Annotated in this window: 15 protein-coding genes; 10 read left to right on the top strand and 5 right to left on the bottom strand. The window is 36.6% G+C overall.

Features of this window, described 5'->3' with window-relative positions; genetic code table 11:
• The first annotated feature begins 11 nt into the window (after nt 1–11).
• Nucleotides 12–1,634, top strand: coding sequence for an ABC-F family ATP-binding cassette domain-containing protein (locus V7108_RS25420; protein ID WP_335569765.1), 1,623 nt, complete (start codon nt 12–14; stop codon nt 1,632–1,634).
• A gap of 34 nt (nt 1,635–1,668) precedes the next feature.
• Here the strand turns inward: V7108_RS25420 and V7108_RS25415 are convergent, their stop codons facing one another.
• Nucleotides 1,669–1,800: a YuzL family protein gene (locus V7108_RS25415; protein WP_335569764.1), complete on the bottom strand. Its 132-nt coding sequence runs from the start codon at nt 1,798–1,800 to the stop codon at nt 1,669–1,671.
• A 99-nt stretch (nt 1,801–1,899) separates the two neighbouring features.
• Between V7108_RS25415 and V7108_RS25410 the strand changes: the two genes are divergently transcribed.
• From V7108_RS25410 to modB, 3 genes are all read left to right on the top strand, one after another.
• Nucleotides 1,900–2,142 carry a YkuS family protein gene (locus V7108_RS25410; RefSeq protein WP_335518882.1) on the top strand — a complete coding sequence of 81 codons (243 nt, stop codon included), beginning with the start codon at nt 1,900–1,902 and terminating at the stop codon, nt 2,140–2,142.
• 141 nt (nt 2,143–2,283) lie between these two features.
• A complete protein-coding gene (gene modA, locus V7108_RS25405; protein WP_335569763.1) occupies nt 2,284–3,069 on the top strand; it encodes a molybdate ABC transporter substrate-binding protein in 786 nt (261 codons plus the stop codon).
• A gap of 2 nt (nt 3,070–3,071) precedes the next feature.
• Nucleotides 3,072–3,740, top strand: coding sequence for a molybdate ABC transporter permease subunit (gene modB / locus V7108_RS25400; protein ID WP_335569790.1), 669 nt, complete (start codon nt 3,072–3,074; stop codon nt 3,738–3,740).
• Nucleotides 3,741–3,766: 26 nt separating this feature from the next.
• Here the strand turns inward: modB and V7108_RS25395 are convergent, their stop codons facing one another.
• Both V7108_RS25395 and V7108_RS25390 read right to left on the bottom strand, forming a co-directional pair.
• A complete protein-coding gene (locus tag V7108_RS25395; RefSeq protein ID WP_335569762.1) occupies nt 3,767–4,909 on the bottom strand; it encodes a D-alanyl-D-alanine carboxypeptidase family protein in 1,143 nt (380 codons plus the stop codon).
• A 97-nt stretch (nt 4,910–5,006) separates the two neighbouring features.
• Complete coding sequence (locus V7108_RS25390) at nt 5,007–5,930, bottom strand: lysylphosphatidylglycerol synthase domain-containing protein (RefSeq protein ID WP_335518892.1); 924 nt, start codon at nt 5,928–5,930, stop codon at nt 5,007–5,009.
• 160 nt (nt 5,931–6,090) lie between these two features.
• Here V7108_RS25390 and V7108_RS25385 point away from each other — a divergent pair, with 160 nt between their 5' ends.
• The 5 genes from V7108_RS25385 to yidC all read left to right on the top strand — a co-directional run bounded on the left by V7108_RS25385 (nt 6,091) and on the right by yidC (nt 11,162).
• Nucleotides 6,091–6,543 carry a cupredoxin domain-containing protein gene (locus V7108_RS25385; protein WP_335518896.1) on the top strand — a complete coding sequence of 151 codons (453 nt, stop codon included), beginning with the start codon at nt 6,091–6,093 and terminating at the stop codon, nt 6,541–6,543.
• Nucleotides 6,544–6,870: 327 nt separating this feature from the next.
• On the top strand, nt 6,871–9,096 hold the full coding sequence (gene pflB, locus V7108_RS25380; protein ID WP_335569761.1) for a formate C-acetyltransferase: 2,226 nt from the start codon (nt 6,871–6,873) through the stop codon (nt 9,094–9,096).
• 61 nt (nt 9,097–9,157) lie between these two features.
• Nucleotides 9,158–9,910 carry a pyruvate formate-lyase-activating protein gene (gene pflA / locus V7108_RS25375; protein WP_335569760.1) on the top strand — a complete coding sequence of 251 codons (753 nt, stop codon included), beginning with the start codon at nt 9,158–9,160 and terminating at the stop codon, nt 9,908–9,910.
• 259 nt (nt 9,911–10,169) lie between these two features.
• Nucleotides 10,170–10,358, top strand: coding sequence for a hypothetical protein (locus V7108_RS25370; RefSeq protein ID WP_335512346.1), 189 nt, complete (start codon nt 10,170–10,172; stop codon nt 10,356–10,358).
• Between the two features lie 18 nt (nt 10,359–10,376).
• Nucleotides 10,377–11,162 (top strand): membrane protein insertase YidC, encoded by a 786-nt coding sequence (gene yidC / locus V7108_RS25365; RefSeq protein WP_335569759.1) that lies wholly within the window; start codon nt 10,377–10,379, stop codon nt 11,160–11,162.
• Nucleotides 11,163–11,197: 35 nt separating this feature from the next.
• Here yidC and V7108_RS25360 read toward each other — a convergent pair whose 3' ends face one another.
• A complete protein-coding gene (locus V7108_RS25360; RefSeq protein WP_335569758.1) occupies nt 11,198–11,788 on the bottom strand; it encodes a GNAT family N-acetyltransferase in 591 nt (196 codons plus the stop codon).
• Nucleotides 11,789–11,841: 53 nt separating this feature from the next.
• A complete protein-coding gene (locus tag V7108_RS25355; RefSeq protein WP_335512343.1) occupies nt 11,842–12,048 on the bottom strand; it encodes a DUF6501 family protein in 207 nt (68 codons plus the stop codon).
• 217 nt (nt 12,049–12,265) lie between these two features.
• On the opposite strand from V7108_RS25355, the gene sda reads away from it, so the two are divergent.
• Complete coding sequence (gene sda, locus V7108_RS25350; protein WP_420489045.1) at nt 12,266–12,391, top strand: sporulation histidine kinase inhibitor Sda; 126 nt, start codon at nt 12,266–12,268, stop codon at nt 12,389–12,391.
• Nucleotides 12,392–12,745: the final 354 nt, after the last annotated feature.

The following is a 12,745-nucleotide window of genomic DNA, read 5'->3' as shown; positions in this document are numbered from 1 at the left end:
GGATATTAAAAATGATAACTGTAAGTAATGTAAGTTTAAGATATGGTGACAGAAAGTTATTTGAAGACGTAAACATTAAATTCACACCTGGAAATTGTTATGGTCTGATTGGTGCAAATGGCGCTGGAAAATCGACATTTTTAAAAATATTATCTGGAGAAATCGAATCTCAAACCGGTACGGTTCAACTAGGTCCTAATGAACGGATGGCTGTTTTAAAACAGAACCACTTTGAATACGAGGAACAGGAAGTATTAAAGACCGTTATCATGGGGCATACAAGACTTTATCAAGTGATGCAAGAAAAAGATGCCATTTATATGAAAGATCCCTTCACTGATGAAGATGGTATGAAAGCTGCAGAGCTTGAGGGTGAATTTGCTGAATTAAACGGTTGGGAAGCCGAGCCTGAAGCAGCGATTTTATTAAAGGGTCTAGGCATAGGAGAAGACTTACATTATAAAAAAATGGCTGAATTAACTGGTTCAGAAAAAGTAAAGGTACTTCTTGCTCAGGCTCTCTTTGGCAGACCTGATGTATTACTGCTGGATGAGCCGACGAACCACTTGGATATTAATGCAATTCAATGGCTAGAAGAGTTCCTAATAAACTTTGAAAACACAGTCATTGTCGTATCCCATGACCGTCATTTCTTAAATAAAGTTTGTACACATATTGCAGACTTAGACTTTGGAAAAATTCAAATTTATGTAGGTAACTATGATTTCTGGTATGAATCAAGTCAATTGGCTACAAGACTGACTTCTGACGCGAACAAAAAGAAAGAAGAAAAAATAAAAGAACTTCAAGCCTTTATCGCTCGTTTTAGTGCAAATGCTTCTAAGTCGAAGCAAGCTACTTCTCGTAAAAAGTTATTAGACAAAATTACACTCGATGACATTCGTCCTTCCTCACGCCGCTATCCGTTCGTAGGGTTTACTCCTGAACGTGAAATCGGCAATGATTTATTAAGAGTTGAAGGATTAACAAAAACCATTGATGGTGTAAAGGTTCTTGATAATATTAGCTTCTTTATGAATAAGGAAGATAAAATCGCACTTGTTGGGACCAATGAAGTTGCCAAAACAACACTATTTAAAATACTAATGGGTGAAATGGAAGCTGACAGCGGTACCTTTAAATGGGGTATTACCACTTCACAAGCTTATTTTCCTAAGGATAACTCCGAGTATTTTGAAAACAGTGATTTAACTCTTGTTGATTGGCTTCGCCAGTTCTCCCCTAAAGATGAAAGCGAAAGCTTTTTACGCGGATTCTTAGGAAGAATGTTGTTTTCTGGTGAGGAAGTGCTTAAAAAAGCAAGTGTCCTTTCTGGGGGCGAAAAGGTACGTTGTATGCTTTCAAAAATGATGTTAAATGGGGCAAACGTTTTACTTCTTGATGAGCCGACTAACCATCTTGACTTGGAATCCATTACAGCATTAAATAATGGTTTAATAAACTTTAAAGGGTCTCTTATTTTCTCCTCACATGACCATCAGTTTATTCAAACCATTGCGAACCGAATTTTCGAAATAACACCAAATGGTTTAATGGATAAGCAAATGACATATGATGAATACCTTGAAAATAGTGAAATTCAAAAACAAGTTGCTGAAATGTACAATAAATAAATTAAAAAGCGGGCACCCGATGTGCCCGCTTTTTTTAATCTTTCTTTTGTTTCCTGCGTGATGACGATGCTGTTCTATTTCCAGTTTCTGTTGTGGTTGTTCCTTGGCCTTCTACTTGTGGTGATGCCAAGCCAATGGTAGATGGATCCTTTTTACGCTTTCCCATAGTTACACCTCCTTTTTTAGTTTTTGAAGTTTGTCGGGACTTATACAGAATAATTAACGAGTACTTTGGGATGATAATTTAATGGAGGAGGTGTTTTGTATGGCGAAAATTGGAGTAGAAGAATCTTTAACAGATATTCAACAAGCTTTAAGGGAAAAAGGGCATGATGTCGTTCAATTGAGACAGGAATCAGATGCACAGAACTGCGATTGCTGTGTTGTTACTGGTTTAGATTCCAATGTAATGGGAATGCAGGATACCCAAACAAAAGGTTCAGTCATTGAAGCACATGGAATGACTGCAGATGAAGTATGCCAAAAAGTCGAAAGCAGACTTCAGTAGCAAGAGAACAACATAGGAAAATGTTCGATTATACTTAAAACTGCCGCCCAGGCAGTTTTTTTATGCCCTACTTTAAGGAAGTATATTCTTTCGTTATAATAGAAAGAGGAAACTTTGATAGATTATGAGAGGAAGTAATTCATGAGAAAATCTTTTTTTGTCGGTCTCGCCATTTACTTATTTATTGGCCTGTCGGCATGTTCCCCTGAAAAATCACAACAACAAACAAAAAAAAATGAATTAACGATTTCGGCTGCTGCCAGTCTTAATGAAGCACTGGTAGAAATAAAAAACCAGTTTGAAGAAAAGAATCCACAAATTAAACTTCTCTACAATATTGATGGATCGGGTGCATTGAAACAACAAATCCTTCAGGGAGCTCCTGTCGATATATTCCTCTCCGCTTCCCACGATCAATTTAATGAATTAATTCAGGAAGGCATAATAAATCGTGAAAAGCAAATTGACTTATTAGGAAACCAACTTGTTTTGATTACCAACAAAGAAAATCAGTTCTCATTAAACGGATTTTCAGATTTGGGACTTAGTCAGGTTAATAAAATTGCCATTGGAATACCTGAATCCGTTCCAGCTGGTAAATATGCAAAACAAACTCTTGAAAATGCTGGAATATGGAAGCAATTAGAGCCTAATCTCATACAAACAAAGGATGTCCGTCAGGTCTTAACATATGTTGAAACAGGTAATGTGGATGCAGGGATTGTTTATGCAACTGATATTAACAGTTCAAATAAAGTAAAGGTTGTTGCAACTGCAGATGAAGAGACACATGACCCTATTGTTTACCCTGCCGGTATAATAAAGTCTACTTCTCATAAAAATGAGGCTGAGTTGTTTCTCGCATACTTACAAAGTACTTCAGCAAAAACCATTTTTAAAAAATATGGATTTAAAGTATTGGATTGATGATGATGTTTTCAAATGATTTTTGGCACCCGCTTAAATTTTCTCTACAAGTTGCTTCCATTTCTGTCATTATTGTCTGTTTTTTTGGAATCGTATTTGCGAGACTATTATACAACAAGAGTTTTAAAGGAAAAATGCTGCTCGAGACTTTTCTTATGCTTCCAATTGTTCTTCCACCCACGGTGATAGGATTTTTATTGATTTATTTTTTTGGCAGGCACAGTCCCGTTGGTGCTTTTATTGAGGAATTCTTTCAACATTCCATTATGTTTACACCTTGGGCTGCGATTATTGCCTCCACCACGGTTGCTTTTCCGTTGATGTACCAATCAGTAAAACTAGGTTTTCAAGCTGTGGATATTGACATAGAAAATGCGGCACGCGTTGATGGCGGAAATAAAATGAAGGTATTTTTATTTGTTTCCCTTCCCTTATCTCTTCCTTCGGTTATTTCAGGTCTTATTATGAGCTTCGCACGGGCACTAGGTGAATTTGGCGCCACCTTAATGTTTGCAGGGAATATACCAGGAAAAACACAGACTGCTCCAACCGCAATTTACGTGGCAATGGAGTCTGGAAACATGAGTTTAGCTTGGTCATTTGTTCTTTCAATGGTGGTCATCTCCTTCCTCATGCTTCTGCTTTCAAACTTCGTACAAAAAAAGCCATGAATAAATTTTCATGGCTTTTGCTAATACTATTGTTTTCTTACCAGCTTTTTTCGAACTCCAAGAAAGACACCCGCAAATGCAAAAAAGATAATCCCCAAAAAGATATTGAAACTGCTTTTTTCGCTAGCTAACTCCTTTTCTTCCTTTATACTTACATGTTTTGGTTCTTTTACTTCAAGCTGTAAAGATTGAATAACTTGTCCATCGTTCATTACTTCTAGGACCCCATTTTTGGTGATATCCTGTTCAGAGCCATTGATATGTTCCGTTACCAAAGTATTTGTTTTAGTATGATATATCTTTTCTTCCACTGTAAAAAGCTCATTTTGTTTTACCACTCGATGATGAAAGTTTTTTAACCCATAATCAATAAGATTTTCAGTATCGTCATACGATTCATTACTACTATCCGCTTTTAGAACAATCGCAGTAAGCTTTATTTTATCATTTTCAGCCGTTGTTGCTAACGTATGTTTGGATTCATTTACAAACCCCGTCTTCCCGCCTGTAATACCTTCAAAGGGGATTTCTCCTTTTAGTAGACGATGGTGTGTCAATATGGTTGTTTGCCATGACTTTCCAATCCAATCAAGCTCTTTTGTTCTAAAAATCTCCGAAAATACAGGATTTTTTTTTGCGTAGTTTGTGATCAAGGCTAGGTCTAACGCCGTTGTATAATGGTTTTCATCAAATAATCCATTCGGGTTGGTGAAATGAGTATCACGAACACCAACTTTCTCTTTTAGATAGACATTCATATTTTTTGCAAACTGCTCTACTGATCCATCTACATGTTCAGCGATTGCTACAGCTGCGTCATTTCCTGAGTTTATCAACATTCCCTGGATCAACTTTTTTAAAGGAACCTTCTCCCCTTCTTCTAAATATACCTTCGTCCCATCTTCATTTACCGCCCTAGAGCTTACAGTTACAACATCCTCAAGGTTTGCATTTTCAATCGCATAAATAGCACTCGCTATTTTCGTCAAACTCGCAGGATATAATTTCTCCTCACTGTTTTTATCATATAAAACTGCACCTGTTTCTGAATCCATCAGAACAGCTGCTTCACTTTTTATCTCTAGAGCCTGTTTTTCTTCTGCATATGTGATCAATTGGTTTGATAAAATGAGAAATAGTAATGCAATGAACGATACAAATTTAGCCAAGTTACAACATCCTTACCTTTTCTTTATCACCTGATTTTATCAAATTATAAAAGCATGTAAATATATATAGGAAATTTGTTATTAAAACGAAAAAAATTCAGCGTTTACTTGAAATAATCGTAATAATAAAAGGCTTTACCATAAGGACTGTACTGAACAAAAATGGTACCAAATAATATCCTAACCGGTAGAATAAAAGGACAGCAAGTACCTTTTCCTCCGGTACATATAAGTATTGCATGCCCCAGATAAACACCAAATCGAAGGATCCCAGACCGCCTGGAATCATGCTAATAATACCTGCACACGCCGCTACCACATAAACAGGAAACAGCTGTTCAAAGTTAAGAGGTATGTTCATCATCAAGGTTAAAAACCAAATACCGCCAAATACTGCTGTCCACTCAAACAAAGAAATACAAAATAATTTTACAGCTTCTCCTGAAGTTATGAAAGTTTGCTTGTTCCTGCTTTTATTAACAACATTTAATCCCCAAAAAAGAGGTAAATAGCAAGACACACTCAAAACAGCTAAAAAAAGCCACTTCGTTTGTACAAAAATGGGATGATCTCGGAAACCCACTACTACTAGTAAGGCTAAGAGCGCCATCCCTGTCATATAAAAGAAGGTAATTACTGCAATTCCCCCCACTAGCCTTCGCTTATCATTTTCTAGTTTATGATAAAAGTAGGTTCTTAACATTGCACCAATTAGACCGCCAAAACCAAACAGATTTGAGTAGGTGTTCACGATAAGTGCCTGTTTTATGACTGTTTTTGTTCTTGCTCGTAACCCAAGAATCTTTATTAACATAAAATCATAAAACAGCATTGGTAAAACAGCAGCAAACATAACACTAAATATTAGAAGCAAAGCACTAAATTGCAGTTGTCCAATTTCATTTTGTAGTAAACCAACATCTAAATTCCCGATAAACTTTTTTAATTCTAGGATTACAATTATTAATAATAGAAGCGGGAAGATAAATTTTACAAATGTAAACCATTTTTCTTTTTTCATTCTCAGAATACCACCTATTTTTTCAATGCTGTCTATTCGAAAAAACGCTTCTTTTATATGTATATGTATGAGCACTAGAAAAAAATTATAAAAAAGAGACAAGTTTGCCTCCCTTGTTTGCATAAACATGATATAGGACAAATTATTGAGGAGGTTTAAGATGAAATTCTTAGTTTTAAAGAAAGATACACTTGTGTTTATTTTAGCTACGGCATTTTTACTAGTAATCATTTCTGCATGGTTTATGTTAAAAGCCGGCGATACCGCAGTCTTCAATCAAATTTCTAACGAAAATACTAGAGAAATTCATATGGTGACGGTTGAGTATAAATCTAAAATGAAAGATGGTAAGGAAATTGAGGTATACCGCTGGGATCCAGGGACTATTAATGTTGAAACGGGAGAAAAGGTAAACTTGTACATCAACGGAATTAATGGAGAAGAACATCCATTTTATATTGAAGGGACTGACATTAAAGGAACTGTTAAAAAAGGGGAAGAAACTATGATCCCTCTGCAAATTGATAAAGAAGGGACTTATCGATTGATTTGTGAAATCCATAGTGACAGAGACCATAATGGTCCTATGATTGCGGATATTATTGTCGATTAAAAACAGGAGATTCAATCTCCTGTTTTTTCATTGCAAGTTGATATCTGTTTCATAGGTTTCCACTATGAACGTGTTGATATCATTGTGTTTGTCTTATATAACAGATTAAACAGATATCAAAATAATTATAGTACAGATTTCCCCTTTTCAGAATTCGTTCATAAAAAGTTCAAAACAAGCCACGAAAAAACCCTTATAAACATGACTTCACAATTTGTTAACAATATGTGCGATTGCATTCACAAAAAATCTGTTACACTCTAGTTAAGAAATAGAAAGAAACACTGTAATAGTAACTTTTTATATAAACTTACGAGGTGAATAAACATGGAACAATGGAAAGGTTTCACAAAAGGTACTTGGACAAAAGAAGTTAACGTACGTGATTTCATACTTAAAAACTATAATCAATACGAAGGTGACGACAGTTTCCTTGCAGGTGCAACTGACGCAACAAACAAGCTTTGGGAACAAGTAATGGAATTAACAAAACAGGAACGTGAAAAAGGCGGAGTCCTTGACATGGATTCTGAAACAGTATCTACTATTACTTCTCATACTCCTGGTTACCTTAATGAGGAACTTGAAAAAGTGGTTGGTGTACAAACTGACAAGCCATTTAATCGTTCAATGCAGCCTTTCGGCGGAATCCGCATGGCTAAAGCTGCATTAGAATCTTATGGTTATGAGTTAAACCCAGAAATCGAAAGATTCTTTACTGAGTTCCGTAAAACTCACAACCAAGGTGTTTTTGATGCATACACAGACGAAATGACACTTGCTCGTAAAGCTGCGATTATAACAGGACTTCCTGATGCTTATGGCCGCGGACGAATTATCGGTGACTATCGTCGTGTTGCATTATATGGTGTTGATTTCTTAATCAACGAAAAACAAATAGATAAAAAAAATACAAGCAAAGTTATGACAGAAGACAATATGCGTCTTCGTGAAGAAGTCGCTGAGCAAATTCGTGCATTAAAAGAATTAAAAGAAATGGCCAGCAGTCATGGCTTTGATATTTCTCAGCCAGCAACAACAGCTGCAGAAGCATTCCAATGGTTATACTTTGGTTACTTAGCTGCTATTAAAGAGCAAAACGGTGCCGCAATGAGTCTTGGCCGTGTATCAACTTTCCTAGACATTTATGTAGAGAGAGACTTAGAAAATGGCACTTTAACAGAGGTAGAAGCACAGGAGCTGGTCGACCATTTTGTTATGAAGCTACGTTTAGTGAAGTTTGCTCGTACTCCTGATTATAATGAATTATTCAGCGGTGACCCAACTTGGGTAACAGAATCAATTGGCGGTTTGGCTCAAGATGGTCGTTCACTTGTAACAAAGACCTCTTTCCGTTTCCTACACACATTAGATAATTTAGGTCCAGCTCCAGAACCAAACTTAACTGTCTTATGGTCACCACAGCTGCCTGAAAACTTTAAAAAATATTGTGCAAAAATGTCAATTAAAACAAGTTCTATCCAATATGAAAATGATGATATTATGCGTCCTGAATATGGCGATGATTATGGTATTGCTTGCTGTGTATCCGCGATGGAAATCGGCAAACAAATGCAATTCTTTGGCGCTCGTGCAAACCTTGCAAAAGCCCTGCTCTACTCCATTAACGGCGGTGTAGATGAAAAACTAAAAATCCAAGTTGGTCCACAATATCAGCCAATCACTTCTGAAGTATTGAACTATGAGGAAGTAATGCAAAAGTTTGACCTAATGATGGAATGGCTTGCAGGTCTTTATATCAACACCCTAAATGTCATTCACTATATGCACGATAAGTACAGCTACGAAAGAATTGAAATGGCATTACACGATACTCAAATCTTACGTACTATGGCAACAGGTATTGCCGGTTTAAGTGTTGTAGCTGACTCCTTAAGTGCCATCAAATATGGTGAAGTAAAAGTCATTCGCGATGAAAACGGTCTTGCGATTGATTTTGAAATAACTGGCGATTACCCTAAATACGGAAACAACGATGATCGGGTTGACAGCATTGCGGTGGAGATCGTAGAAACATTTATGAAAAAGCTGCGTAAGCACCAAACCTACCGTGATTCCGTTCATACTATGTCAATCTTGACGATTACTTCAAACGTTGTATATGGTAAGAAGACTGGAAATACACCGGATGGCCGTCGTACTGGCGAACCATTTGCACCAGGTGCAAACCCAATGCATGGCCGTGATACCAAAGGTACACTTGCTTCTCTATCTTCCGTTGCTAAACTGCCATACAGCTCAGCAATGGACGGAATTTCTAATACTTTTTCTATCGTTCCGAAAGCATTAGGAAAAGAAGAAGAAAGTCAGGTTCGCAACTTAGTTTCTATCTTAGACGGATATGCCATTAAAACCGGTCACCATCTAAATGTCAACGTATTTAATAAGGAAACATTAATGGATGCCATGGAACATCCAGAATTATATCCACAATTAACTATTCGTGTTTCTGGATATGCGGTTAACTTCATCAAATTAACAAAAGAACAGCAATTAGATGTAATCAATCGTACTTTCCACGAATCACTTTAATTCGTAATACGGAGCTCTTTTAAAAGGGCTCCTGCTTTAAAAATAAAGGGGGATCATCATCATGAACGGAAATATTCATTCTATCGAAACATTAGGAACTGTCGACGGACCAGGTATACGATATGTTGTCTTTACACAAGGCTGCCTTTTACGCTGTCAGTTTTGCCATAATGCTGATACATGGGAAATCGGCAGCGGCAAGCAGATGTCTGTTTCCGAAATCATGGATGATCTTATGTCCTACCTTCCCTTCATTCAGTCCTCTGGTGGAGGAATCACGGTTAGTGGCGGGGAACCACTATTACAACTGCCATTTCTCATAGAATTGTTTAAAGAATGTAAAAAGAAAGGGATTCATACTACAATCGACTCTTCTGGAGGCTGTTTCTCGCATTCTAAATTATTTATTGAACAGCTTGAAGAGTTATTACAGTATACAGACCTGATTTTACTGGATTTAAAACATATCAACCGCAAAAAACATATTCAATTAACCGGGATGGCTAATGACCATATTCTTGAATTTGCCAAGTTTTTATCTGACCATAAAGTACCCGTTTGGGTTCGCCATGTTCTGGTTCCTACCGTTTCCGATGATCCTCAGGATCTTCAAAAGCTTGGAGAATTTATTGGTACACTGGAAAATGTACAAAAGATCGAAATTCTTCCCTACCATAAGCTTGGAGTTTATAAATGGGAGGCACTTGGACTTGAATATCCATTACATCATGTTGAGCCACCATCAGAGGAAAACGTAGATTTCGCCTACAAAATGATTACTACCCACTGGAACAAACCATTAATGACAAAATAAGAAAAATGCTGCTTAGAAGGCAGCATTTTTCTTATTTTGAATGAATATTTCTACAATGTTTTTCCCAGTAGAATTCAATTGCTTCTTTACTTCATCTCCATTATACTCATAACATTAACAGCAAAAAGCGAGGTGATTATTTTTGTACCAGCTGCTCATTGATTTTACTGATACTAACGCATTAGAAACCATTTATCTGAGTTTATATTTTGGGGTAATTATCAAATTACTTTGGGCGTGGAATGTGGAGTATTGCTTTATGGGTTCCATAAGCGAGCCTGCACATACAAAAATAAATCACCCATTATTAACCTATAAAAAGAATGGCTCTGTAAATAGCAATATTATTCTTATTCGAATTTTTAAATACATTCGTAGAAAAGAAAGTTCACAGGATGATACAGATGAACCTATTTCCTCCTTCCTATACCAAGTAAAAACAACTTAAACAACCCTAGGAGGAAATATGATAAAAAAGCGTTCTTTACTGACAATACTACTGATAACATTAATGACTTTCTTTCTTTCAGCCTGTTCAGCAGCAGACGGCAAAAACACCGGATTTTTCCATTCGTATTTTGTTGAACCGTTTATTGTTTCTATTCACTATTTAGCGGAGCTGTTCAATGGAAACTATGGATTATCTATTATTCTCATTACTCTACTTATTAGACTTGTATTAATGCCGTTTATGCTTAAGCAATATAGAAGCCAAATGGATATGAAAGAAAAAATGGATGGTCTGAAACCAGAAATGGAAGCTATTCAAGCCAAGCTAAAAGCGGAAAAAGATTCAAAAAAGAAACAAGAGTTGCAGCAGGAACTGATGGGTCTATATCAAAAGCACGGTGTCAATCCTTTAAATATGGGCTGTTTACCCCTTTTGATTCAAATGCCAATTCTTACAGGATTTTATTATGCGATTCGTGGTTCTGAAGAGATTGCAAGTCACCGTTTCCTATGGTTTAGCCTTGGAGACCCTGATATCATCATTACCCTGCTTGCGGGTGTGATTTATTATTTCCAATTTAAAGTTTCTCAGTCTAGTATGCCAGCTGCTCAGCAACAGCAAATGAAATTTATGGGGCTGTTGTCTCCACTCATGATCGTCATGTTTTCATTTAGTTCACCGGCAGCGCTACCGCTATATTGGGCAGTAGGCGGTACGTTTTTAATTCTACAAACCTGGTTAAGCAGAAAACTATATCGGAAAGTAAAAAATACAGAAATGAATGCTAGTACAAATTCGTAATAGTAAAAAGAAGCATTGGAGCTCAATGCTTCTTTTTACTGTACACTAAGTTTCCTTGCTAATTCCTGCTTTACAGTTCCCCACTCCTCTTGAAGAATGCTATAGAAGACAGTATCACGAACATATCCACCAGAAATTTTCCGATCCTTCCGGAGTGTTCCTTCTTTTACTGCACCTATTCGTTCAATTGCACCTTGTGAACGGAGGTTTCTGGAATCTGTTTTAAGTTGAACACGCCTTAGTTCCCAGACTTCAAATGCATGTCGTAAAAGCAGGTATTTACATTCTGTATTTACTCTTGTTCTCCAAAATTCCGGACGATACCAAGTAGAGCCGATTTCTACACTACTATGTTCTGGTAAAATATCAAGATATCGGGTACTGCCAATAATGCGGTCCTCTTGATTCACAACTGTAAAAGTGTAATCAATCCCTTTTTCCCGATTCAGCATAGCTGAAACAATCATCTTCTCCATTTCATCTTTACTTCTTATCGTAGTAGCCATATAGGTCCATATTTTGTCGTGTTTAGCTGCTTCCCACAATCCTTCGAGATGCTCGAGGCTGATTGGAACTAATCGTACCATTTCCCCTTTTAACTCAAAAAGCTCATTCCACAACTCCATTTCTCCATATCCTCCCGTTTCTTTGTAAAAAAATAGACTGTAGGCGTGAGCCATCAGTCAAGATTTTGAAAATATTCTTTGTAAAATCCGCCTACTTTTCCGGTATTGTCGATAATATAATAAAACTCTTCGGTTTCATTTTTAACCTCATAGGTTTTTCCAGCCGTTAGGGCATTATTTACAATATATTTTTTTGCATCTGTATGGACACATTTTACTTTTTTTACGGTCTCACGCTCACGCCATGTTAAATGAATCATGCTTGCACCGTTCCTTTCCGTTGATAACTATTCCTAAGTATAATCAAATGGAACAGTGTAGTGCAACTATATTTCATTGGTGTCATAATAAATATTTTAATGTTTTTAATATGACAAATTTGTGAAAAAGGTTCTCAAATGTTAAGAAAACGATTACAATATTAAAAACTGAATATTCAATCCATTATTCCGAGGAGGGCTTGTCAAATTGAAAATAATGAGTAACGAGCTGTTGGTGGTAACGTATCGGGATGCTTTAAAATCTGGAAAGGAAAAAGAATGGATAAGGATATTAAAAGATGAAATCAAACGTCGTGGATTGAGGCCATTTAAAAATCAATAAATGATACTTTCATACTTAAGAGCCGCCGAGCAATCGGCGGCTTTTTCATACAAAAATAAAAGGCCGGTAATCCGGCCTTAAAACAGTTATAAAAATCCTTTTGTTAATTCAAACAGTTTAGTTGGGAATAAAGGGTTCTTCCTTTTTTCGCTCTGAGATGAGTCGATTAATTCTTTTACCTCGCTAGGTAATTCCGTATGTCCACAATTTAGGCAAGTTTGAATTATGGTACTTCTACTGAACATATTAATACCATCTTCCGTTGTATAGGCAACATGTTCCTGACAATCAACCAAGCGGTGGTGGTGAAATTTTGACGCCCTCATTTTAAGCAAGCTTCCTTTCTATTAGAGA

This window comes from Neobacillus vireti (genome assembly GCF_036962345.1).
Lineage (GTDB): Bacteria > Bacillota > Bacilli > Bacillales > Cytobacillaceae > Neobacillus > Neobacillus vireti_A.
This window is presented reverse-complemented; position numbering and strand designations above follow the sequence as displayed.

Bases quoted from the DNA above. Each gene is read 5' to 3' on its own strand.
- V7108_RS25360 (WP_335569758.1), bottom strand. From the start codon at position 11,788: ATGGAGTTGTGGAATGAGCTTTTTGAGTTAAAAGGGGAAATGGTACGA.
- yidC (WP_335569759.1), top strand. From the start codon at position 10,377: ATGATAAAAAAGCGTTCTTTACTGACAATACTACTGATAACATTAATG.
- V7108_RS25390 (WP_335518892.1), bottom strand. From the start codon at position 5,930: ATGAAAAAAGAAAAATGGTTTACATTTGTAAAATTTATCTTCCCGCTT.
- V7108_RS25415 (WP_335569764.1), bottom strand. From the start codon at position 1,800: ATGGGAAAGCGTAAAAAGGATCCATCTACCATTGGCTTGGCATCACCA.
- pflB (WP_335569761.1), top strand. From the start codon at position 6,871: ATGGAACAATGGAAAGGTTTCACAAAAGGTACTTGGACAAAAGAAGTT.
- V7108_RS25355 (WP_335512343.1), bottom strand. From the start codon at position 12,048: ATGATTCATTTAACATGGCGTGAGCGTGAGACCGTAAAAAAAGTAAAA.
- V7108_RS25370 (WP_335512346.1), top strand. From the start codon at position 10,170: ATGGGTTCCATAAGCGAGCCTGCACATACAAAAATAAATCACCCATTA.
- pflA (WP_335569760.1), top strand. From the start codon at position 9,158: ATGAACGGAAATATTCATTCTATCGAAACATTAGGAACTGTCGACGGA.
- V7108_RS25410 (WP_335518882.1), top strand. From the start codon at position 1,900: ATGGCGAAAATTGGAGTAGAAGAATCTTTAACAGATATTCAACAAGCT.
- modA (WP_335569763.1), top strand. From the start codon at position 2,284: ATGAGAAAATCTTTTTTTGTCGGTCTCGCCATTTACTTATTTATTGGC.
- V7108_RS25420 (WP_335569765.1), top strand. From the start codon at position 12: ATGATAACTGTAAGTAATGTAAGTTTAAGATATGGTGACAGAAAGTTA.
- modB (WP_335569790.1), top strand. From the start codon at position 3,072: ATGATGTTTTCAAATGATTTTTGGCACCCGCTTAAATTTTCTCTACAA.
- V7108_RS25385 (WP_335518896.1), top strand. From the start codon at position 6,091: ATGAAATTCTTAGTTTTAAAGAAAGATACACTTGTGTTTATTTTAGCT.
- sda (WP_420489045.1), top strand. From the start codon at position 12,266: ATGAGTAACGAGCTGTTGGTGGTAACGTATCGGGATGCTTTAAAATCT.